General features: G+C 46.0%; 22 protein-coding genes and 1 pseudogene. 14 read left to right on the top strand and 9 right to left on the bottom strand.

Annotation, left to right across the window (positions count from 1 at the left end):
* The first annotated feature begins 25 nt into the window (after positions 1-25).
* Complete coding sequence (locus AC2VDX_RS09120; protein ID WP_378182512.1) at positions 26-406, top strand: VOC family protein; 381 nt, start codon at positions 26-28, stop codon at positions 404-406.
* A gap of 122 nt (positions 407-528) precedes the next feature.
* Here AC2VDX_RS09120 and AC2VDX_RS09115 read toward each other — a convergent pair whose 3' ends face one another.
* Both AC2VDX_RS09115 and AC2VDX_RS09110 read right to left on the bottom strand, forming a co-directional pair.
* Complete coding sequence (locus AC2VDX_RS09115) at positions 529-828, bottom strand: hypothetical protein (RefSeq protein ID WP_378182509.1); 300 nt, start codon at positions 826-828, stop codon at positions 529-531.
* A gap of 122 nt (positions 829-950) precedes the next feature.
* Positions 951-1670: a phosphoribosyltransferase gene (locus tag AC2VDX_RS09110; protein WP_378182506.1), complete on the bottom strand. Its 720-nt coding sequence runs from the start codon at positions 1668-1670 to the stop codon at positions 951-953.
* A 262-nt stretch (positions 1671-1932) separates the two neighbouring features.
* Between AC2VDX_RS09110 and AC2VDX_RS09105 the strand changes: the two genes are divergently transcribed.
* Positions 1933-2640, top strand: a complete 708-nt coding sequence (locus tag AC2VDX_RS09105; RefSeq protein ID WP_378182504.1) for a uracil-DNA glycosylase — start codon at positions 1933-1935, stop codon at positions 2638-2640.
* 10 nt (positions 2641-2650) lie between these two features.
* Here the strand turns inward: AC2VDX_RS09105 and AC2VDX_RS09100 are convergent, their stop codons facing one another.
* Positions 2651-3415: a HEAT repeat domain-containing protein gene (locus AC2VDX_RS09100; protein WP_378183042.1), complete on the bottom strand. Its 765-nt coding sequence runs from the start codon at positions 3413-3415 to the stop codon at positions 2651-2653.
* Between the two features lie 1332 nt (positions 3416-4747).
* Here AC2VDX_RS09100 and AC2VDX_RS09095 point away from each other — a divergent pair.
* Positions 4748-4867, top strand: a pseudogene (locus AC2VDX_RS09095) (transposase); the annotation flags it as partial.
* 183 nt (positions 4868-5050) lie between these two features.
* Here the strand turns inward: AC2VDX_RS09095 and AC2VDX_RS09090 are convergent.
* The 5 genes from AC2VDX_RS09090 to argF form a co-directional block, all read right to left on the bottom strand.
* Positions 5051-5593, bottom strand: coding sequence for a GNAT family N-acetyltransferase (locus tag AC2VDX_RS09090; RefSeq protein ID WP_378182502.1), 543 nt, complete (start codon positions 5591-5593; stop codon positions 5051-5053).
* Between the two features lies 1 nt (position 5594).
* Positions 5595-5819 (bottom strand): hypothetical protein, encoded by a 225-nt coding sequence (locus AC2VDX_RS09085; RefSeq protein WP_378182501.1) that lies wholly within the window; start codon positions 5817-5819, stop codon positions 5595-5597.
* 57 nt (positions 5820-5876) lie between these two features.
* On the bottom strand, positions 5877-7175 hold the full coding sequence (locus AC2VDX_RS09080; protein WP_378182499.1) for an AmpG family muropeptide MFS transporter: 1299 nt from the start codon (positions 7173-7175) through the stop codon (positions 5877-5879).
* Between the two features lie 108 nt (positions 7176-7283).
* Positions 7284-7919 carry a transcriptional repressor LexA gene (gene lexA, locus AC2VDX_RS09075; protein WP_378182496.1) on the bottom strand — a complete coding sequence of 212 codons (636 nt, stop codon included), beginning with the start codon at positions 7917-7919 and terminating at the stop codon, positions 7284-7286.
* A gap of 137 nt (positions 7920-8056) precedes the next feature.
* Positions 8057-8977 carry an ornithine carbamoyltransferase gene (gene argF / locus AC2VDX_RS09070; RefSeq protein ID WP_378182494.1) on the bottom strand — a complete coding sequence of 307 codons (921 nt, stop codon included), beginning with the start codon at positions 8975-8977 and terminating at the stop codon, positions 8057-8059.
* Positions 8978-9753: 776 nt separating this feature from the next.
* Here argF and AC2VDX_RS09065 point away from each other — a divergent pair.
* The 7 genes from AC2VDX_RS09065 to AC2VDX_RS09035 all read left to right on the top strand — a co-directional run bounded on the left by AC2VDX_RS09065 (position 9754) and on the right by AC2VDX_RS09035 (position 20370).
* Positions 9754-12807, top strand: a complete 3054-nt coding sequence (locus AC2VDX_RS09065; protein WP_486928139.1) for a response regulator — start codon at positions 9754-9756, stop codon at positions 12805-12807.
* Positions 12808-12841: 34 nt separating this feature from the next.
* On the top strand, positions 12842-14575 hold the full coding sequence (locus tag AC2VDX_RS09060; RefSeq protein WP_378182488.1) for an alpha/beta hydrolase: 1734 nt from the start codon (positions 12842-12844) through the stop codon (positions 14573-14575).
* A 320-nt stretch (positions 14576-14895) separates the two neighbouring features.
* On the top strand, positions 14896-15807 hold the full coding sequence (gene truB, locus AC2VDX_RS09055; protein WP_378182485.1) for a tRNA pseudouridine(55) synthase TruB: 912 nt from the start codon (positions 14896-14898) through the stop codon (positions 15805-15807).
* Positions 15752-16738 (top strand): hypothetical protein, encoded by a 987-nt coding sequence (locus AC2VDX_RS09050; RefSeq protein ID WP_378182482.1) that lies wholly within the window; start codon positions 15752-15754, stop codon positions 16736-16738. Before truB ends, AC2VDX_RS09050 begins: the two co-directional genes overlap by 56 nt.
* A 472-nt stretch (positions 16739-17210) precedes the next feature.
* Positions 17211-19187: a S9 family peptidase gene (locus tag AC2VDX_RS09045; protein ID WP_378182479.1), complete on the top strand. Its 1977-nt coding sequence runs from the start codon at positions 17211-17213 to the stop codon at positions 19185-19187.
* The gene (locus AC2VDX_RS09040; RefSeq protein WP_378182476.1) at positions 19184-20152 is read left to right on the top strand and encodes an RpnC/YadD family protein; all 969 of its coding nucleotides are present in this window, start codon (positions 19184-19186) and stop codon (positions 20150-20152) included. Before AC2VDX_RS09045 ends, AC2VDX_RS09040 begins: the two co-directional genes overlap by 4 nt.
* Before the next feature lie 29 nt (positions 20153-20181).
* Positions 20182-20370 carry a hypothetical protein gene (locus tag AC2VDX_RS09035; protein ID WP_378182474.1) on the top strand — a complete coding sequence of 63 codons (189 nt, stop codon included), beginning with the start codon at positions 20182-20184 and terminating at the stop codon, positions 20368-20370.
* Here the strand turns inward: AC2VDX_RS09035 and AC2VDX_RS09030 are convergent.
* Positions 20350-20493, bottom strand: coding sequence for a hypothetical protein (locus AC2VDX_RS09030; protein WP_378182471.1), 144 nt, complete (start codon positions 20491-20493; stop codon positions 20350-20352). The genes AC2VDX_RS09035 and AC2VDX_RS09030 overlap by 21 nt on opposite strands.
* 81 nt (positions 20494-20574) lie before the next feature.
* On the opposite strand from AC2VDX_RS09030, the gene AC2VDX_RS09025 reads away from it, so the two are divergent.
* From AC2VDX_RS09025 to AC2VDX_RS09010, 4 genes are all read left to right on the top strand, one after another.
* The gene (locus AC2VDX_RS09025) at positions 20575-20862 is read left to right on the top strand and encodes a TIGR02450 family Trp-rich protein (RefSeq protein WP_378182468.1); all 288 of its coding nucleotides are present in this window, start codon (positions 20575-20577) and stop codon (positions 20860-20862) included.
* Between the two features lie 15 nt (positions 20863-20877).
* Entirely contained in the window at positions 20878-21351 is a 474-nt protein-coding gene (locus AC2VDX_RS09020; protein WP_378182465.1) for an ATP-binding cassette domain-containing protein, read from the top strand.
* An 83-nt stretch (positions 21352-21434) separates the two neighbouring features.
* Entirely contained in the window at positions 21435-21923 is a 489-nt protein-coding gene (gene scpB / locus AC2VDX_RS09015) for an SMC-Scp complex subunit ScpB (RefSeq protein ID WP_378183039.1), read from the top strand.
* 141 nt (positions 21924-22064) lie between these two features.
* Positions 22065-22424: a DUF760 domain-containing protein gene (locus tag AC2VDX_RS09010; protein WP_378182462.1), complete on the top strand. Its 360-nt coding sequence runs from the start codon at positions 22065-22067 to the stop codon at positions 22422-22424.
* Positions 22425-23349: the final 925 nt, after the last annotated feature.

The raw sequence follows: 23349 nt of genomic DNA, 5'->3' as shown, positions 1-23349 counted from the left end.
TTTTTCCAAGCGATTACTGGCAAATATGATTTTCCAATGCACCACCGCACTCGTCACTTTGGCAACCGTTGACATTGAACTTTTGGTGCTTTTCTATACCAATTTGCTCAGCCAAAACCCGAATCCATACATCCCAAATATTTACGCTGAATTTCAGTTACCTGGATTGCGACTAGGAATCTTTAGACCCAAGGAAACGCACTTCTCAGAGTTTGAAAACTCAGCTAAAAATGGAATGAGTTTGTGTTTAGAAGTGACTGACTTAGAAGGGACAATTTCTCACCTAACCGCCCTCGGATACCCACCACCAGGAGAAATTTTTATAGCTTCTCATGGCAGAGAAATCTATGCCTACGATCCCCTAGGAAATCGGCTAATTCTTCACCAGGCATTTGTTATTTGTTAGCATCTTTGACTCTTAGCTGATTTTTTAGGCGGGTGCATCGCTTGAGTTTTTTGAATTTGCATAATTTAAAATATTAAATGGTGTGGAAATTTAGATTTTAGAATCTAAATTTAAGCCCCAGATTACTTTAGGTAAACAGCTAAGTCAGAAAAGCTACAAAAACTATAGATTAGTAACAGGACTGCGAGAACCTGCATTATCCGTAAATGGGGCGAGGGCATGAGACTTTCGCGTACCCACATTGACATAGCAGCTCCAATTGCGTAGCTTGAACTTAAAACCAAATAAGGCCAGTCTTTGGTAATTTCCCAGCTCATCAGTAAACCGATGGCTAACCCAGTCATCAGCAACTCAACGAACCAAGGTGGATTGTACTGGCTAGAAAAAACTAAAGTGCGCCACCAAAATTGTAAAGGTCTCATCGATCAGTTGTTAGTTGTTAAAAGAGCCATTAACGATGAGCAATTAACTGTTAGTTAATCGCTAATAAAAAAATTATCAATGCCGGACTACTAGCTAAGATAATCAAAATTAAACAGTTTGGCTATCTGCTCAGAGGCGCATCTGGCGGGAGAGTGCCGGGGAAAATCTGCTGATTGTGCTGCTGCAAGTCAGCGAGGGCTTCTTCTGTCTCAACTTGGGGAAACTCTTCATAGAAGCGGCTGACACTGAGGAAAGGATCGGGCGTCTGGAGGATAATAACGCGATCGCTCCAAGATAATAGCCAATCACTCAATCCTATCGGTGCCACTGGACTACAAACCCAAACAGCAGCGGGTTCTTGGGCTTTCAAAGCATAAGCGGCGGCTGCCATTGTCATGCCGGTAGCAATGCCATCGTCAATCAAAATAGCGATCGCACCGCGAGGACTCACGGACAAGCAGCTAGGAGAAAGCTGACTGTATAGCGCCGCAGCTTTTTCTTGGGCTTGGTGCAGCGCCGTTTCCCGCAGCTGATTATTTTCTTCATCTTTACGCGATCGCTTTGGCTGGTACCAGATGACGTGCCCATCTGACGTGACAGCACCGATAGCCAGTTCTGGGTTTTCGGGACGAGTAATTTTTTTAGCGACAATGATATCCACCGGGCAACCCAGACAGCGTGCCACCGGCACAGCCACAGGAATGCCGCCGCGAGGCAGTGCATAAACGATAGGCTGAACGCTCAATCCTTGAGCTTGGAGCTGGTTAATCTCTGCCAGAATAGGCTGAGCTAGCTGCTCACCGGCAGTAATGCGATCGCGAAAAATGGGGACAGATGACATGGCACCCTCCAGAAGTTGGCAGTGCGCTCGCCTCTATAATGGCTGATTTTCGCCAAATAAGTCAGGAATCGAGAGTCCATCCAAAGTATGAACTATCAAAGGGAAAGTGTGAAGCCACCTTTAGCCTGAGAATAACCGGAAGCTCAGAGGGCGGAAGCCCCATGCTGACCTAAGTCGGAAGGGCGACCTTCCGGCTTAGGTCAGCGGAGTGTCAATATTGTTAAGATTATTTCGGAAAAACAATAGACTAGCCGCCAAATTCATGCCCAGCGAAGACCAACTCAGCCTTTTTGACACTTCAGGGATTAGCGAATCTGCCACACCCCAGCCTCAAGCACCAGAACTGATTCCTACAAGTGCCAAAATTCCCATTCCTGCTGGCACCTATCAAACAATGGCTCAGATGAGTGAGCATTGCAACCAATGCCATCGCTGTCGATTGGGAGACACCCGTACACACGCTGTAGTTGGACGCGGCAATCTCCAGGCACCCATCATGATTGTGGGGGAAGCGCCCGGTCGAAATGAAGACGAAACCGGCTTGCCATTTGTCGGGAAAGCGGGACAGTTGCTAGAGAAAATACTCGCGTCGGTGCAGCTAAATACAGAACAGGATGTCTACATCGCCAATATTAATAAGTGCCGTCCCCCCGCCAATCGGGTACCCACCCCCGATGAAATCGCCGCTTGCAAACCTTATTTGTGGGAACAGATTCGCCTGGTAGACCCGAAAATTATTCTATTAACGGGCGCTACAGCAGTGAAAGGATTGACTGGCGATAAAAGAGCCATTACTAAAATTCGCGGCACTTGGATCGAGTGGGAAGGACGCCTGTGTATGCCGATTCTCCATCCAGCCTACCTGCTGCGGAATCCTGCCCGCGAACCGGGCAGCCCCAAATGGTTGATGTGGCAGGATATGCAAGCGGTGCGGGCAAAGTTGGATGAAATCCGCAGTTCTCCAGCGTAATTTTGTCCGCTTAAACCAGTCCTTCCTGTTCTAAGGTTTCAATTAGCTGAAGACCTCGTGGATCGCCGACTCTCAAAAGTGCCGCTTTAGCATCTTCTCGGACACCCATCTCTTCATCTTCTGCGAATGCCTCAATTAATCCATCAATGGCACCGGCGTAGACGGCATTAGAAGGCATTTCGCGGCAGAGTTGTCCTAACGACCAGGCACAGTTGCTACGGACTGCGGCGATCGCGTCTTGCCTTAAAGCTTCAATCAGGGGTGGAATTGATGCCACAATGGCTTCGTAGCCCAGTTCAGCCATTTGAGCTAACCCACTGGCTGCCCACAGACGCACGGCAGAAATATCGGTTTTTAAGGCGTCAGTGAGGGGTTCTAAGGAGCGGCGATCGCGGCAGTTTCCCAAAGCCCAAACAACGCCTTTGCGGACGTAGCCATTCCAATCGTGGTTGAGCTGGGTAATCAATGGCACTACGGCTGTAGAACTGGGATTGCGCCCCAGCCCATAAGCAGCGCTCACCCGCACCAACGGGCAGGGGTCGCTCAGCAAGCGGATTAAATGAGGAATCGCCCGTTCATCCTGTAGTTCGCAGAAAGCTCGTGCTGCTAGCATCCGTTGCTGCGTTTCAGGAGCCACCAACAGTGCCAGCATCGCTTCTGGATCTGGTTTAGGCTGGCTCTCCCCGTCGGCATCGAGCGGCTCTATTTGATCCAGGGGGCTTTCTAGCTCTATCTCTGGATCGAGTAAGCTCAAATCGTCATCGTCGTCATACATATTTGAATAAAGTACCACTACCGCTCCCATTCCTCTAGTCTCTACTGGCAATGCCTGCTTGAGAGAGGCACGAAAGTTAAGAAAACTAACATTATGAGTTGCTAGACCCGATCAAAAAGTTGAATTTGGTATAGTACACGACACCAAGAGCCTTCTATTGTGATGCTTGATAACAGGGGGAGTAATGTGACAGACCACCTAGAGCCATATCGCCGGATGGTTCGTTCCATTCGATTCGTTCCCGCCTTGGGACCAACCCACCCATCTCAGCAGCCGGTGATGCCATTGCCGCAGGTCAATTTATCACCGTCAGTGCCATCTGCTCCTCCACCTGCTTCTGGACCTGCCCCCGATCCGTCCGAACACGTTACCGGGTTGGTGCGGGAGGCAGTCTCGAAAGCGACGGTGCTTCCCGTGACCTATGCGATCGCGGAAAATCTCGGCGATCGCATCAGCCGACTGGCTCCTGCCAAACTAACGCGATCGCAACCGCCGGAAATTATAGCATTCAAAATTCCCCAGCCTGACCCCAACTGGCAGCCTACCACTCCAGTATCTGACTGGGAGAAGCCAGTAGACGCGAGTTCTACGGCTTCCTCAGCTGTCGCAGCACCGAAAGTAGAGTCACGGCCCAGTTCAGTTCCAGAGGCAGAAGCCCAAACTCCAGCAGCGGCACCGGAAGTTGAGCCACCGCCCAGTTCAGTTCCAGAGACGGAAGCTAAAGCACCCGTACCCGAACCAGTCGAGGAGACGCCCAGCGCCGTCCCAGAAACAATCTCTGAAGCAATCTCTGAAACTCCAACGGCGGCACCGGAAGTGTCAGCTCAACCTGAGGAGACGACTGCTGCTGAGGCTGGGTTGCCAGAGGAGGCGATCGCTCCCAAAGAGGAACTAAAAGATCCCCAACAACCGACTCTATTAGACAGGGCGGCGGCGGCGCTTCAGGCAGTGGTTTCTGTTTTCGACAAACCAGATGCCGACCAAAAAGAGCCTGCTCTAAAACCAGCACCTCCAGAAGCCGAAGCCGAAACATCAGCGGCTACACCCGTTCCAGTCGAAGATATCCCCAGGGAATCGGAAGTCGAAACCGAAACACCAACCGCCGAAGCTCCAGTGTCAGCTCAACCAGATGAGGAGATGGCTGCTGGTGAGTCGCCGGAGGAGGCGATCGCTCCCAACGATGAACGAGACGCCCCTCAGCCTACTCTATTAGATAGAGCAGCATCGGCGTTTGAGGCAGTGGTAGCTGTTTTCAACCAGCAGCCAGAAGCAGACGACCAGAACGAACCTGCTGTAGAATCAGCACCCGCAACCGCCTCAGAAGCCCCAGAAATGGAGACGCCTCAGATTATCTGTCCCAAATGCAGCGCTACTGAGGTTCGGAAAAATGGGCACTATAAAAACAAGCAAAGATATGTTTGTAAAGACTGTGGGAAACAGTTTGTTGCCGCTGATGTTGTTGAGGAAAATGCCGAGCCGCAGACGCAAATAAACCCTTCTTTAACATCTGAAGCTCAGGAATTGCCAGAGACGGAAAGCGTTCCTGGTGTGCCTGAAAAAGCTTCTAAGGGCAAAGGTAAGAAACAGGCAAAAGGCTTTGGACGGCCCAAAAGAAAATAGCTTTGTTGGTCTTCCTTATGGCTGCGGTGTCTCAGGAAACAGCGGTTTCAGCATCCACAAAGACTGGGTTTGGTAGCCGAGGCGGCGGTAAAGATTCAAAGCGGGTTGATTGGTTTGAAAGACTTGCAGACCCATTTGGCGATCGCCTCTTGCCCGCGCCCAGTCTTCGGCATGATTGACCAAAGCTTTTCCTATACCACGCCGACGGTGTTTTGGCAAGACATAGAGCAAAAAAATGTGGGCATGGCGATCGCCTGTTACCTGATCCACGGCATTCCCCAGCCAAAGACAAGCCACTTGGGAAGGATGATGAACGGATGAGCCAGGAATCGAAGAATCTGTTTCCTCCTTTTTTATTCCTCCTTCCTCCTTTAGTTCAACCCACCACAGAGGTGTTTTTTTAGAAAAGTATTGCTCAACCGTTTCCGCTAGATGAGAAAAATCTTTTTGTTCTGGAAAAAGCTCTTGGTAAGTCAGCTGCATGAATTTCACGAGACTTGCTCGATTCAGACTCGATCCTTCGCGCAGCTGATAACCAGGCAATAACAGACAGGGCATTTTAGACTATCGATTTTAGATTAGAGATGAATCCTAAATCCATCATTCCCAAGCTAAAATCAGATGCCGGTGCCTGAGCGCGTTCCCCTGGGGAATCGACTTCCTCAATAGGTGCGGGTGCTGCCATATCAGATGGTAAAAAGATGCGGGCGCTAACTGCCACCAGCGCCACAAAAAAGATCAACACCGCAATCAATGGAGCAATGTACTGACGAAGGATAGTCATAGCAAAAGACTTTTCTAAGAATTGTGCTTAAGATTTGTTAAGCTTTCTGTTTCTATCCTACAACTGTTGAGAGTCATCGTCTTCATCATCTAGTGCCTCTCTAGGTATTTCTGGCACAAAGCGCGGATTCCAGGGAGCAACAAAGGGCAACAGCAATAATCCAGGTAAAGCTGCAATTAAAGAAATTAGAAAGAACCCAGGCCAACCTGTCGCCTTTGCTAAGTGTCCGGCAGGAGCAGCAAGAATGATACTGCATACTGCCATCAAACTGGAGAGTAAAGCAAACTGAGTGGCGGAAAAGCGTTGATTACAAAGACTCATTAAATAGGCAACAAAGGCGGCTGTTACCAATCCGGCACATAAATTTTCGAGATTAATTGCCAGCACTAAAAAAGAGTAATTTTTGCCTGCGGTTGCTAGGGCAAAATAGCCGAGATTGCTGAATGCTTGCAGGGCACCAAAGAGCCAAAGGGAGCGATTGATGCCAATCCGAGTCACGATGAGTCCGCCACCGATTACACCAACGGTTGTGGCTAAGAAGCCCATGCCGCCCTGGATTGCCCCAATATCAGTTTTGGTAAATTCTATCGCTAGCAAAAATGGGGTTGCCATATTTCCGACTAAGGCATCACCCACTTTGTAGAGCAAGACAAACAGCAGAGTGAGGCTACCTGCACCAAGTCCTAGTCGCCGAAAAAATTCTTCAAAAGGTAGATATACGGCATCAGTCAAAGAGGTTGGTGGGCGATCGCTATTTCCTTTCGGTTCAGGTGCCCAGAAAGAGGTAATTAGCCCGACTCCCATTAAAGCTGCCATCAGTAGATACACCCCTGACCAAGGGATTCGATCTGCCAAAATCAGCGCTACGGCACTCGTCACCAGAATGGCAATTCGATAGCCTAAAACCCAAGTTGATGCACCTATACCTAATTCCCGTACTTCTAGCACATCGGTACGGTAGGCATCACCGGCAATGTCCTGAGTCGCGCTCAAAAAAGCAACGATTAAGGCATTGATGGCGAGAAATTGCAGGGCGTTTCGTGGCTGCTGGAGGGCCATTGCCGCGATCGCGAACAACAGCCCTACTTGAGTTAAAACTAGCCAACCCCGCCGCCGTCCTAAAAAAGGCGGTACAAATCGATCGAGCAACGGCGACCAGAGAAATTTGAGCGAATAAGGCAAGCCAACTAAGCTGAACAACCCAATTGATGCCAAATCCACTTTTTCGTCTTGCATCCAAGCTTGCAGAGTTCTGCTAGTTAGATAAAGGGGCAAACCTGACGAAAAACCTAATAACAGCAGAGACGCCAGCTTGCGACTCTGGAAAACTTGCAAGAAGGGTTGAGTTGCTTTCACGACTAAAAAGGCTGCTCCCTAGCTCAGATAACTCCTGTGACTTGAGACATCATCCCATAGAGAGAAACCTTTTCCCGGAGACTTAGCGGCATGGTAACGCGAACAGTGCTATCGCCTTCGAGATACCGATTTTATGGCAGCATCATAGCCGCGCCAGACGCCTACCAAGACACCTTGCACCTCCACTTGGTTAGCCTTTACCTTAATGGGGTCGTATTTGGCATTCGCGGGTTTGAGCGTAATTTGCTCTCCCTGACGGTGATAGCGTTTCAAAGTTGTCCCGTGTCCTTCGACTCGTGCTGCCACAATCGTGCCATTTTTCACCCGATCCGGTTCGGGTACGGGTCGCATGATCACCATATCGCCTTCGGCAATTTGGTCTTCAATCATGCTGTCTCCTACCACCCGAAGGGCATAATAATCTGGCTGACGAAACAGGGAAGACAAATCCAACTGTTCGAGAGTATCGGTGAAAGGTTCGACAAGACCACCGGCAGCGATCGCTCCTAAAACCGGCACTCCACCCGCACCAGAGCGCACAATTCTAATCGTGCGGGCTTTTCCTTCCGTCCAGTCAATATAGCCTTTCGCACGCAAGTGTTCCAGGCGACTCTGAACCGGCGCTGGCGACTTCAGTTCCATTGCCCACATCATCTGCCGAATTGAAGGCGCGTGTTGATATTGACCGATATATTCCACCAGCCAATTATAAAGTTGCTGTTGAGCATCAGTTAGGGGTTCCATAAAACAATAGGGGGATACTAATCTACGTCCTATAGAACATTCGTACTACTAAAATCTACGTCTGTCCAGTGGTTAATAGAATCATGGTTTTTAAACAATTAGCTATTAGCCATTCGCGATTAGCGATTAACAAATTATCAATCTGCTCCCAAAAGACTGACCAACAAAGCTTTCTGCGCGTGCATTCGGTTTTCTGCCTGATCCCAAACCCGCGACTGAGAACCTTCGATGACAGCATCGGTAATTTCTTCCTCCCGATGAGCAGGTAAACAATGCAGCACAATTGCATCAGGATCGGCAATACTCAACAGCTGCTCGTTCACCTGGTAAGGTTGAAAAATGGGAATTCTGGCATCCGCCTGTTCCTCTTGCCCCATACTTGCCCAAACATCGGTATAAAGCACGTGGGCACCTTTGGCGGCAGCTTCGGGATCGTTAGTAATTGTGACCTCAGTGTTCCCCTGTGCAATCTTCTTCGCCTGCTCTACAATTGCCGCATCGGGTTGATACTCCGCAGGTGTAGCAATTCTCACATTCATCCCCATCAACGCGCCGCCCAAAAGCAGCGAGTTAGCCATATTATTGCCATCTCCCAGATAAGTCAAAGTCAGCCCATCTGGCGTTCCAAAGCATTCTTGAACAGTTAACAAATCAGCTAAAACCTGACAGGGATGCTCTAAATCCGACAGCGCATTGATAATCGGAATCCTGGCATAGTCCGCAAAAGTTTGCAGATCCTGCTGCTCAAATGTCCGAATCGCTAGGATGTCTAGATACCGAGCCAACACCCGTGCTGTATCCGCCAACGGTTCTCCCCGGCTCACCTGGGTAACATTAGGATTAAGGTCTATCACCTGACCGCCCAGTTGGTACATTGCCACTGAAAAGCTGACGCGAGTCCGTGTAGACGCTTTATAAAACAACAGCCCTAACACCTTATTGCAGCGCCAACTTAGCTGATGCGTCTTCAGCTGGGTTGCCAAATGCAAAAGTTCTTTCATTTCCTCAGCACTGAGGTCTGCCAGACTTAGGAAATCTCGTCCTTTCAATGCTTCCATTTTTATCCCCGATGAGTGAAGTAAAATGCGTTCTTGTAGCGTGAGTCCTAACGTATCGCGTCGTTTTGACTCAACTTGGCTCTTGTTATACCGTTTTAAAACCCTACCAGATTTTTATCGACTTAGCTGTGGCAGAGGATTGTAGCTGAAAGACTATCCAAATCTCGGATGTGTAGGCTCCCTTTGAGGCAACGTTACTCAGCACTGGTGCAGTTTGTTGGGTAACGCGATCGCGTTACCCAACCTACGATTTTTCAAGGGTTCAGGAGTTTTGTCAATTGTAAGGACAAGTTCATGAGTAACTAGGCGGGTTCCCGGCGACATTTGGGGTAAAACCTTCGGGCTAGCAACCCATTTTTGCAGAAATTAACGGGTTTCAAGGGTAAATGTTTTTTCTGCTCAGCAGCTTAATAAAGAGTTGTAAATCCCAAATTTATGCTTCCCAGTCTCTTTCACCCCCAATTCTCGAAAAATATCTTTTCAACCTAGAAATCAACCACAATAAAGACAAAATCAACCACAATAAAGGCGTCGGTATGGTAAAGGTTCGCTTTGTCTCCTCCCAGTCAAAAAAGTGAGCGGAATGCTCAGCCTGTTTCCCCTACCCAGAAATTAGGTTGCAAGAATTAACAAACTGATGTATGTCGGTTAGGTTGATTACACTTAAAATTTTTAGTATAACCTTAAGCCGATTAAGTATATTTACTAAGGTAATGGGTGATTCAGAAAAATGATTAGAAATATCACAGAAATATAACTTTTCTAGAATCCCGAATATGAAATTTCCCTTCGCGGTGAAAATAGGACTGGCTATCTCGCTTCTTTCAGTTGGAGTCACTAGCACTAGCGTTTATTTTTTCTACTCAAAAACAAACCAAATTGTTTTGAACCAGATGTCAGAACGGCTTAAAGATGTAGGTCGTCAAGGAGCATCTTTATTAGAGCAAGACGAAAAAGAAAGAATTCAGCGGCTTCGCCAGTCTCTTGAAAAAAATTCTCTGCCTGTCAGCGAAAAAATAAGGACGCTAGAACCTGGAGAAATCACTGCTTCCTTGCTGCCTAAAATTGCCCAAGAATATATAAAATCCCAGGATTATCAAGACCTTGTGAAAATTTTGATAAAAATCAGAAATAGCAGCCGGAGAAAAGTATTTCCAGTGAGATTTTTGAGACAGGAACCGGAAGCCACAGTCGATATTCCGCTCATTCGCTCAACCTATCTTATCGTTAGCATACCAGAATCACCTGAATATCAAATTGTAAAATTTCTAGCTCATACCGATTACGAAAACACACTAGCTCAGAAAGAAAACTCTATTGGTAATATATACGCAACTGATCAAAAAGAACTGCAACAAGCTTTTGAAGGGGAAGCACAAGCAGGGAAAAAATTTTACACTGATAAAGTTGGGACTTTTCTGAAAGCAGCAATTCCCATCAAAGATGAGCAAGAGCAAGTAATCGCTGTTTTAGTTTTGGAGTACGACGGTACCAACGAAATCAATCAAGTCCAGAAATTACGGTATATTTGCATTAGTATTATCAGTATTAGTTTAGTTCTGTCACTGCTAGTCGCATTTTTGCTGGCGCGTTGGTTGGGATACCCGATTGAACAGTTACTAGAAGGTGCTCAGAAAGTATGCGATCGCAACTTTGACATCTTTATAGATGTTAAAAGCAAAGATGAGCTGGGACTACTGGCAGATGCCTTTAATTCGATGGTAACTGAGATACGGGATTATGCCCAAAATCTGGAATCTAAAAATAAAGATTTATTGCAAATAAACCAACTAAAGGATGAATTTTTAGCCAATACTTCCCAAGAACTACGAACCCCTTTAAATGGAATAATCGGCATTGCCGACTCTCTTTTAGAGGGAGCGGCTGGACAACTATCGGAAATCCAAGAGCAAAATTTGTTAATGATTGTTCAAAGCGGTCAGCGGCTAGCAAATATGGTTAACGATATTGTTGACTTAGAAAAACTTAAACATAAAACGCTGGAATTAAAACTCAAGCCAGTGGGAATGCGAGAAGTTATTGATGTTGTTTTAACTCTTTCTAAACCTTTCGCAGATATCAAATTTTTGCATTTGATTAATCAAATTGATCCTACAGCCCCACTGGTATATGCCGATGAAAATCGAGTTCAACAAATTTTGCATAATCTAGTTAGTAATGCGATTAAATTTACTGATCTAGGTGGTGTAGAAGTGTTGTCATTGGTTGTGGATAATTACATGGAAATTACGGTTGCAGATACCGGCAGCGGTATTCCAATCAGTAAACTGGACACCATTTTTGATGCTTTTGAACTTACCGAAGAATCTATTATTAGACCTTACGTGGGAACGGGCATCCGGCTTGCAGTTACCAAACAACTGGTGGAGTTGCATGGCGGCAAAATTCGCGTAGAGTCCACCCTAGGAAAAGGTTCGCGGTTTACTTTTACGCTACCGCTGTCAGAAAAGTTAGAAGTTGTACAACAAACTCCTTTCCAAGAGGTCAGTTTGAAGGAGTTTAAGATTGAAAACTTCCAGGTTGAAAGGTTACAAAATTACCTACAACCTGCACCCCAAGAGGGAAACTTTAAAATTTTAATTGTAGATGACGATCCGGTTAATCTTCAGATTCTTAACAATTATCTCTATTTGGAAAATTATACCGTTTTTCAAGCAAGGGATGGTATAGCTGCTTTAGAAGCCATTGAGCAAGGTTTAAAGCCTGACTTAATCTTACTTGATGTAATGATGCCAAAGATGTCAGGCTATGAAGTTTGCAAAATAATTCGCCAAACTTTCCCCGCGAATGAATTACCGATTGTGATTGTGACAGAAGCGCATAGCGTTGCTAATTTATTAGAAACTTTTGGTTCTGGAGCCAATGATTATCTAACTAAACCTATTTCAAAACACGAACTGATAGCGCGAATAAAGACTCATCTTGAGCTTTCCAAAATAAATATTGCTTATGGTAGGTTTGTGCCTCGGCAATTTATTAGTTTACTGGGAGAAGAAAGTATTGTTAATGTAAAGCTGGGCGACCAAGTACAGAAAGAAATGACAATTCTCTTTTCTGACATTCGTGACTTTACTAGCCTTTCAGAGGCGATGTCACCCAAAGAGAACTTTAATTTTATTAATTCTTACTTGAGTCGGGTGAGTCCAGTTATCCGGAATAATAATGGCTTTATAGATAAATATATCGGAGATGCGGTGATGGCGCTTTTTCCGGAAAGCGCTGAAGATGCTTTGCGGGCAGCGATTGAAATGCAAAAACAAGTCTTGCAGTATAATGTGGAACGCCAAAAAAACAATTTACCGCCTATTGCTATCGGCATTGGCGTCCATAGCGGCAGTTTGATGCTGGGCACGATTGGAGATGAACAGCGTATGGAAGGGACAGTGATTTCAGATGCTGTGAATCTGGCGTCTCGCCTGGAAGATTTGACCAAAGTCTACGGAGCTTCTATTATTATTAGTGAAAAGACTTTGCTGGGTTTAGAAGATCCCACCCAATATAATTATAGGTTTTTGGATAAAGTCCATATTAAAGGTCGTAAAGATTTATCGCCTATTTTTGAAGTTTTCGATGGTGTTAGCTTAGAGAATTTAGAACTAAAAAGCAAAACCAGAAGCTCCTTTGAATGGGGAATCCATCTCTATTACAGTAAAAAGTATGCCTCTGCGGAGCAAATTTTCAAGAACGTCTTAGAGCAAAATAATCAGGATAAAGCGGCTAGCCTCTATGTTAAACGTTGTCAGAGATTACAAAAACGGGAAACAGATGAAAGATGGGACGGGATTGAGTCTTTCGAGGAGGCATTTTAGGCAAAGGAAAAGGGAAGAAGGCTGGGAAAGTGGGGTGCAAAGACAGCCTGCACCCCGGATTACCAATCCTTTGATTAAACGCCTGCTTTTAAGTCTTCCAAGTCTCTGCCTGGGAATGGTTTTACCTTCTGTAACGACTTTGATGCCGAGTCGAGTTTTGAGTGCTGAAGAAATATTTATTTCCTATGGACCTATACAGTTATCTCTTCCCGTTTCGGCGCTGGAAGAATATGCCAGAGAAGGCAAAATTAATCAGGATTTAGGGTTTTATGCTCAATTTTTCAAGCCAGAACAAATGGAGCAGTTACGGAGGATTTTGCAAACTCGTGCGAATGTGAATCCGGTGGCAGTGGCTCAATTTCTCTACACGCCGCAGGGGGAAATTCTGCTGCGACGAGTGGGCGAAATTATTCAAACAAAAGCGTTTCAACCGGGTTTTTATGCAATTCGAGCTGCTTTAATTCAAGCTGCTGCCGATCCGGAAGGGTTGACGCCACTGAATGTACTGAGAAAGTTCCCGACTTACGCAATTCGGATTAATTCGGATCGGGGGTTTGAGATTATTGACGATCTGAGCAACCTGATCGGGAAAACGCAAGGAGCGATCGCTGCCGTTGAACAGCAAGCCTTGGCTGAAATCTCAACTCAGTCATCAACTCAGTTGCCATTTCAGGCGTCACCACTGGCAATACCGTCTAATATTCCCGCAGGGCGAGATTTACAGGAACCAGGACCCCTAAGCTGGGAAATGCAAACGCTGACGCTCAATGACCTCAGCCGCAGCCGTACCTTCCCAGTCGATGTTTATCTGCCTCAGTTGAGCGGACGAGCCGCACCCGTAATTGTAATCTCTCACGGGCTGGGAAGCGATCGCTTATCCTATGGCTATCTGGCGAAACACCTAGCTTCCTATGGATTTGCAGTGGCTCTACCAGAGCATCCAGGCAGTAATTCCGAGCAATTGCAGGCTCTGATTAGCGGTCTGACGAGCGATGCGGCTCCTCCCAGCGAGGCGGTTGACCGTCCTCTGGATATGAAATATTTGCTGGATCAACTGGCAGCTACTTATGGAGGGCGACTGGATATGCAACAAGTCGGCGTCCTTGGTCAATCGTTTGGCGGCTACACGGCGTTGGCGCTGGCTGGTGCAGAAATTAATTTTGAGAAACTCCAAAAAGATTGCGCTGCCATAGATAATTCCTTGAATCTGTCGCTGTTGCTCCAATGTCGGGCGCTGCTGTTGCCGCAAGTTGATTATCAGTTGCAGGATGAGCGAATTAAGGCAGCGATCGCGATCAATCCAGTTGATAGTAGCATCTTCGGAAAAACTGAGCTGAGCAACATCAAAATTCCGGTGATGTTATTTTCCAGCAGTAACGATACCGCTGCACCCGCTTTATCAGAACAAATTCAACCCTTCACCTGGTTGACAACACCCAACAAATATCTGGTTTTGATGAAAAAGGCAACGCATTTTTCCACTTTAGGAGAAGCGTTTGAAGGTACTGGTATAGTCAAGATTCCTCCGCAAGTTGCGGGACCAAATCCCGTGACTGCTTTTGGATATGTGAAAGCATTGAGTTTAGCTTTTTTTAAAACCTATGTTTCTAACGAGCCAGAATATCAACGATATCTGAATGCTTCTTACGCTCAATCTATCAGTAAAGATGAGATCCCTTTGATTTTGATTCAGTCCTTGACAGAGGAACAGTTGAAGGGAGTCAGCAATACTTCTGCCGCTCAGCCAATCCCATCTCCCACCCCTTAAAGTATGTCGAGCGAACCTTATAGCGCTAAAGTTTAAGAAGAATGAACCACAAAAACGCAAAGACACAAAGGAAAACACAAAGCACCTTTGCGAATGGAATATTGCGGCTACACAGATCCTGGTTGGGTACAATCTTCTAAATATCCATGTCCTAGCTGTAACTACAAAATGAATCAATTTATTTTTCAAATTGATTCAGAAGATAATATTCTTTATACATGGGGAGATATGGGCGCAGGATATCTCATCCAATGCCCCAAACATAAGGAACAAGTTGCTTTTCTGTGGCAGTGCCACTAATTAAAAACTTATAGGATTAAATGCAAGGATTTCTTAACTTAAACAAATCAGTTGGATTCACTTCTCACGATTGTGTCGCCAAGGTGCGAAAACTCTTGCGCCTCAAGCGTGTGGGACACGCGGGAACTTTAGATCCGGCTGCGACTGGGGTGTTACCAATTGCGCTGGGTAAGGCGACGCGGCTGTTGCAATATTTGCGGCAGGATAAGGCTTATCGGGGGACGATTCGACTGGGGGTAAGCACGGCGACTGATGACTTGGAAGGGGAAATTATCAGCGCCCAGCCAGTGCCAGAATTAACCTTAGAACAAGTGAAAGCAGCGCTAAAGAAATTTGAGGGGAAAATTCAGCAAGTGCCGCCCAGTTACAGCGCCATTCAAGTTGAGGGAAAACGCCTGTACGATAGGGCACGGGCGGGTGAAATTATTGAAGTTCCAGCGCGAGAAGTGGAAGTTTATAAGCTAGAAATATTGGAGTGGCGCGATCGCGATTTTCCCGAATTAGATGTAGCGATCGCTTGTGGCCCTGGAACTTATATTAGAGCGATCGCTCGCGATTTAGGTTCGGCGTGTGCAACCGGCGGCACCCTGGCTGCCTTGACTCGCACTGAGAGTAGCGGCTTCCAGCTAGCAGATAGCCTGACTTTTGAAGAATTGGAAGAACAGCTCAAACAAGGAACGTTTCACCCAATTCTAGCGTCGGCGGCTTTGGGGCATCTCCCAGCTGTCACCTTACAAGCAACAGACGCTAAAGCCTGGTGCCAAGGTCAGCGCATTCCTTTTCGCCCCCTTTCCTTTCCTGCCTTGACGGGCGCTGAAGAGGGAAAGTTGCGGCTTCACGATGAAGATGGTCGTTTTTTGGGTATAGGCTGCCTGCTTGCCTCAGAAACTGGCTATCTGCTGGTTCCTCAGATGGTATTTGAGCCACTTTGAGCCACATTTAGAGGAACACCCGCTTTCACGAACGCGCGATCGCCGCAATGCTCTGCCATCCGGTTGTCAGGATAATCGTTTTAGAGTTAGAACTGGCAGCATGATAGCCGTCTGCGAACGACTTAGCTGCTTTTGGAGAGAATTTCGGATGCGATCGCTAAAATCAACGTTAATTTATATTGCAATTATTCTGGGATTTCTTTCGAGCTATGTTAATAAATTATCGGCTCAAGATTCCGATTTTGCCACTTTAAGTCGGGAAATTATTAGCAGATTGAATGGAAATTGTCAGGGTTCTACGCAAGTTAGCTATCAATCCCAGAAGTTGACCTCACCGAATGGCATCAATTCAGTTTATCTGAATATGAATATTAGCAGAGTTGGTCAATTCAACAGTCGGAGAAACGACAACTTGTTGATTAAATGTAATCCCAACACGGCCGATAAAGTTATTGGAGAATTAGTAATTGAAAAGGAGGGGATATTGAGTGAAAAAAGGCTAGGAGACATTCTTGGCTTAAGTAACAATATTCATAACTACGTTATTGCCAATCCGGTTTCTTTTTCCCCAGACGATAGATATTTAGTGCTAAGATTAGATGTTTTCGATGGATTGAATAACTCTTGGGTTAATCATCTAATTGTAGATACTCTTAACAGTTATAAAATATTGGCTTTTTCTAATTGTGAAGGATTTGAAAGCAATTCCTATTTAGGATTTATTTCATCTTCCGAGATAGTTTTTGCCTGCGAGAATCCTAGCGAACCAGGTCCCATAGAAGTATTTAATTTTCAAAAAAGGTCTCGACAGAAGATTTCTACCCGGAAGGGTTCAAGGGAATTAGTAAAAATCCTTGACAAAGTTCGTTCCTACGGCTCAGTTTCTTCGGAGTTTACCATCGTCAATGAGCAGCAGTTTCCTCCTGAATAGAAGTTAAGCTGTTGGAGATAAAATTTCACTAGAGTTTCTTGGGATTATAGCAATCCTAAATGATTCGAGAACTCCTGTAGAGACGCGATAACCGCAAGTCTTCTACACTAAGGCGAATACTTGCGTAAAACTTAAATAGGATTGTTATATAGACTTTGTAGAGTAGTCCTCAATAATTCGTGAATACGAGATACCCGACTTCTTTAAGAAGTCGGGTATCTGAACCGATAGCATCTCAAAACTCAAATAGGATTGTGATAGAGATGCCACATTTCGTCTCTTGGCAAACTTTCTTTCTGACCCAAATTACTGAATCTGTAGCTTGGGTTGAAAGATAGCGGAACCCAACCCTTTTGCTGGGTTTCGTTCCCAGGAACCAGCCTACTAAACTCCAGTAATCTAATACTAGGAAGAAAGTAATTTTGCCCTAAAGTAAACACATTCATCGATATTTCCCCGTTGGAGTAAAAAAATGACCCAAGCACAAGTAGCACCTTATGGTTCCTGGAAATCGCCCATCACCTCTGACTTAATTGTTTCTGAAACAATTGGAGTGGGGCAGATTGCCCTTGATGGCGAGGATGTTTACTGGATTGAGGGGCGACCCGCAGAAGCCGGACGGAGTGTGATTGTGCGACGTACCCCAGAGGGGAAAACCATTGATGTCACGCCACCTCCCTTCAACGTCCGCACCCGCGTCAATGAATACGGCGGCGGTGCCTTCTGCGTCGCTGATGGCACTATTTATTTTTCCAATTTTGCGGATCAGCGCCTTTATCGGCAGACTTTAGGTGCAGAACCGCAACCGCTGACACCAGAAGGAATTTTCCGCTATGCAGATGGAGTAATTGACCGGAAACAGGGGCGGATGTATGCTGTGCGCGAAGACTACACCAGTAGCGATCGCGAACCAGTCAATACCTTGGTTAGCATCAACTTGGAAGATGGTGACGATATTCGGGTGTTGGTGTCTGGAAACGACTTTTACTCATCTCCACGCCTCAGTCCTGACGGTTCTCAGCTGACTTGGTTAACTTGGAATCATCCGAATCTGCCTTGGGATGGGACGGAATTATGGGTTGCACAGATGAAGGCGGATGGTTCCTTGGGTGAAAGCCAACGGGTTGCTGGTGGCGTTGATGAGTCGATTTTTCAGCCTGAATGGTCGCCGGATGGCATCTTACACTTTGTTAGCGATCGCAGTGGCTGGTGGAATCTCTACAGATGGCAATCCAGATCCCCCCTAACCCCCCTTGGTAAGGGGGGCAAAGACGTTGAACCGCTGTGCGAGATGGAGGCTGAATTTGGGCTTCCGCAGTGGGTTTTTGGGATGTCCACCTATGCCTTTGAATCTGCTAATCGCATTATCTGCACCTACACTCAGCAAGGCATTTGGCATCTGGCGAGTCTCGACACACAGACAAAAAAGCTGGAGCAAATTGAGACGGACTACACTGAGATTTCCTCTCTAAAAGCATCTGCGGGTCGTGTGGGGTTCATTGCGGGTTCACCGACCAAATTTAGCTCGATTATCCAAATGGATATGGCTACGCGGCAGATAGAAGTGTTGCAGCGATCGAGTCAGTTAGAAATTGACGCCGGATATTTGTCTATCCCGCAACCGATTGAATTTCCTACCGAGAACGGATTAACCGCTCACGCCTTCTTCTATCCGCCCCAAAACCGCGACTATACGGCACCAGAAGATTCATTGCCGCCCTTAGTCGTAAAAAGCCACGGAGGACCGACAGCAGCCACCTCTAGCCAGCTGAACTTGCGGATTCAATACTGGACAAGTCGCGGATTTGCTTATCTAGATGTCAATTATGGCGGCAGCACCGGCTATGGACGCGCCTACCATCAGCGGCTGGATGGGCAGTGGGGGATTGTGGATGTGGATGATTGCGTGAATGGGGCGCGGTATCTGGCGCAGCAAGGCTTGGTGGATGAAAACCGGATGGCGATCGCTGGTGGGAGTGCGGGTGGCTACACGACTCTGTGCGCCCTGACTTTCCGCGATGTCTTCAAGGCAGGTGCGAGTTACTACGGCGTCAGCGACTTAGAGGCGCTAGTCAGAGATACCCACAAATTTGAATCGCGCTATCTGGATCGGCTGATTGGTCTTTACCCACAGCGGCAAGATATTTATCAAGAGCGATCGCCTATCCACTTTACTGACAGTCTCTCTTGTCCGGTTATTTTCTTTCAAGGGCTAGAAGATAAAGTTGTCCCGCCCAACCAAGCGGAGATGATGGTAGAAGCGCTACGAGCCAAAGGATTGCCTGTCGCCTATGTTCCTTTTGAGGGCGAACAGCATGGTTTTCGCCGCGCCGAGAATATCAAACGCGCTATTGATGGGGAATTTTACTTTTATTCTCGCGTCTTCCGGTTTGAGCTTGCCGATCCAGTTGAGCCAGTTGCGATCGCTAATCTTGACCTTGAATCATGACCAACCCCCAGGCTGATTACGATAGCCCTTGGAAGGAAGCCTTGGAGAACTATTTTACCGACTTCATGGCTTTCTTCTTCCCGCAAGCTCATGCTGACATTAACTGGTCGCAGGGCTACGAATTTCTCGATACCGAACTGCAACAAGTCGTCCGAGATGCAGAACTGGGGCGGCGGCGAGTCGATAAACTGGTAAAAGTCTGGCGACAAAACGGCGAAGAAACTTGGGTACTGATTCACATCGAAATTCAAAGCAAAGTCGATGCTAATTTTGCCGAACGGATGTATGTCTATAATTACCGCCTTTTTGACCGATACCGGCGGCAAGTTGCCAGCTTAGCAGTTTTAGCAGACGAACAAGCGTCTTGGCGTCCCCAGAGTTATCACTATGAAATTTGGGGTGCAAGAGTTAGTTTGCAGTTTCCCACTGTCAAACTGTTGGACTATGAAGCACAGTGGCAAAGTTTAGAGCAAAGCACCAATCCTTTTGCCGTCATCATCATGGCTCATCTAAAAGCACAGGCAACGCGCCGCAATCCCGAAGGACGGTTACAGTGGAAATTGAGCCTAGTTCGAGGTCTGTACGAACGGGGGTATAGCCGGGAAAACATTCTAGAGTTGTTCCGGTTGATTGAGTGGATGATGGTGCTACCAGAGGAATTGCAGTTTGGTTTTGAAGAAACACTGAATCGTTACGAGGAGGAAAGGAGAATGCCATTTATCACGCCAATTGAGCGCAGAGGCATCCGCAAGGGAATCGTACAAACTTCTAGAGAGAATGTCATCGAAGTTCTGGAGACGCGGTTTGAAACGGTGCCTAGCTCAATAGTCGAGAGCGTCAATAGCATAGAAGATCCAGCTTTGCTAAAACAGCTTCTGAAGCAGGCAATTACCGTTAACTCTGTGGAAGAATTCCAGCAAGCGATCGCCCAGCTTACCTCTCAGGGAGAATCGGGAACAGTCTAAAGCCACAATTTTTAAATGGAGATTAATTCATGCCAGATGAACCGATATTCAACATTAACGAAGAAATGTATGAGACGTTGCTAGAATTCCAGCAGCAAATTGAAGAAGGCGAAGTCGAATCGCCAGCGGAAACGACACAAGAGCAGCTTGACCCGACTAGAGAATCTCTTGAAAATGTTTACTTGGCTGAGAGTGATTCAAAACACCCCATTGAGTAAAGCCAGTAGTAGGGTGCGATCGCGCTTGTGAGGCGTGGGGAAAGCGATCGCACCCTTCCCTTCTTCATCCGTCTGTTGCTTGCATAAAATTAAGAGCAAATTTGTCCCAATAACGCTGTGCAAAAACGCCTAATTTAGAAGCGCCAAAAAATTAGCAAGATGATTTGGTGGGTTTGGCTGGAAAAATATTTGATTGAATAGTAAATGCAGAAAAAGCAGAAGTTTCCCTACCTAGTTGGTTCCAAATGGACAGCCCAGCAAAAAACGTGGGGATGGCGACATTTTCAAGTAGTTAATCGCAAAAATCAAGGCAAGTTTGTCTTTGCAGAAATGGTCGCTTCCTGCGACCCAAACGTGCGTTTCTGGGTCAACGCCAAGCTGCTAAAAAATCCCTCGCAGTGGCAAGCTGGTTGGCAATCTGTACAAGAAATGGAGAAAAATGAAGAAAACAGCGAATTAAATCTTGAAAATTTAATAATTCCTAATTTTTAATTTTTAATAATTCCTATGACTGCTGTTTCCCTTGAGAACGTCCGCAAACTCTACAACAAAGTCCCCGTTGTCAACGACCTCTCCTTTACGATTAAATCTGGAGAGATGTTTGGACTCCTCAGTCCCAACGGTGCGGTAAAATCCACTACAATTCGGATGCTGACCACATTGACAAAACCCAGCAAGGGTCAAATTGAGGTCGCTGAATATTTGTGCGGTAGCAAAGCGGTAGCGCCTTTGGCGCATCGCATTGGTATCATGGATGCCGGTCAGTTGATTGAACTAGGTACCTTGGAACAGCTGCGCTCTAAACACGGCGAAGGGTTGGTAATGAAACAACAAGGAGATCGCTGGGAATACAAATTCTTCCCCAATCTGGAACAAGCCAACGCTTATCTTGACGCCGCACCCGATAAAACTGGTATGATGGTTCGCCCGTCCAATCTAGAAGATATTTTCGTTGAACTCACAGGACGCCAGCTAGACTAACCAATTTAGTCATTCGTCTTTTGTTCAGAGTCTCTTACCCATGACGAATGACGAATGCACTGACTAATGACGAATGACTAATGATGCCTCGCCTCGCCTCGAAAATTGAAGCCATTCTTTATCTCAAGGGTAAGCCGATCTCGGTTAGCGAAATTGCCGAATATGCTGGATGCGATCGCCATAACGCCGAAGATGCCCTCATTGAACTCATGACTGACTATGCCCATCGGGATAGCGCCCTGGAAGTGGTGGAAACGCCCGAAGGCTTTACCTTACAATTGCGATCGCCCTTTCAAGGTTTGGTGGAGGCGTTAGTTCCGCTAGACTTAGGTGTGGGAGCCTTGAGGACGCTGGCAGCGATCGCCCTCAAAGGTCCCATTACCCAATCTGAGTTGGTCGATTTGCGCGGTTCGGGAGCTTATCAGCACGTTCAGGAACTTGTCGAACGGGGTTTTATCAGCAAGCGCCCACAAGCCGATGGTCGCTCCTACTGGTTACAGGTTACAGAAAAATTTCATCAATATTTTGAAGTCGAACAACTCCCCCAACTGACTCAGCAGGATGCACCGTAAAACCAGCCACTTGATGTTTAAGAAAGCATCTTTTATTTAAAATCTCTCTATCGGCTTACATCTGATAAGCAATAGTAGGGAGTAGCCAAACAACACAATCGTTTACAGTAGAAAGGAAGCTACTCAAATCTTTTTATTCCAATGGTGTTTAACCCTGAATTGTTCGACCGCGAGCCTGAAGATGCACAAGTCAATCAGCTCCTCCAATATATTCAGCACCAATCTCCAGAAGTTTTAGCGCGGGTTGCAAAATCTGTCACGCCTGACATTAAGCAAATCATCTCGCAGAACGTTCAGGGACTGGTGGGAATGCTTCCCTCAGAGAATTTTAACGTTCAAATTACGACCGACAGAGAAAATTTAGCAGGTCTGTTGGCGTCAGCAATGATGACTGGCTATTTCTTACGTCAGCTCGAACAACGGATGCATCTGGATGAAGCGTTGACTGGTTCTTCTTCCCTGTCTCACAAACCTTCTAACGGCGAAAAATTCGCTGATTAAATCCAGTCAACTTATCAGCGATATGTCATCCACCGCACTTCTGTCTCTAGCTCAAGAGAGAGTCTTGTCTTTATGAGAAGTTATCGCCTATTTTTGGCATTTTAGGCGATCGCTTCGATTAAACTTGTCCATTCCATTACCAACTTGCGATCGCATAGTTAGCAACCAGTCAAGTGGCTTCCGGTTTCAGATTTCCCATCTAAAATCCACGCATAGTCTTAGCCGCCAGCCGCAAAGGCAACCAATATCAAAATTGACAGTAAAAGACCGGGACTGAGCATCAGCGCTAAGGTTAACAGTTCATTGAGTTCCATTTTATTGCACCACTACTAAAGCTCATCTAGCCGATAGCGATCTTAACACGGCAACCGTGATTTCAGAAGCAATAAGCAGAATGAATAATAATTTCAAAATCTAATAATTTAGCAAACATTAAATATTTTAAATTTAATGTTTGCTAAATTATTAGATTCTTCCGGCAATATTTCTAATATCAAATTTGGTTGATTACCGGCAATTCTTGGAACCTAACCCCACTCCGCAAGCGGGGTGAAGTTATTTTATAATAAAACGGATTTGATATAATTTAACGTTTTTACTTTATGGCAATCCTTAAACATCCTATATTTTAAATCTTATTGCAGCGTTTTACATCAAGAATATTTGCCTAAACCGCTCTTTTTTTTGAATCGCGGCTAAAGATTTCAGGTTTTTGTGAAAAATTTTCCTATAACTCTATTAAAATGCCTTTATTCAAGGTTATTTGGCGTTCAATAAGATTAAAATTTTATAGAAAACATACATTTTAAAAAATACTTGGTAATCAGTAAATACGGAGAAAGAAAATTTTAGGTTTCTTTCTGTAATTTATCGCCAAATTTGACGCCTATCCTTTTTAGGTAATTTCACCTATATAAATAGGCAT

It is taken from the genome of Coleofasciculus sp. H7-1 (assembly GCF_057473865.1).
The sequence above is the reverse complement of the archived record's forward strand: the minus strand, read 5'-3'. Positions and strand labels throughout refer to the sequence as shown.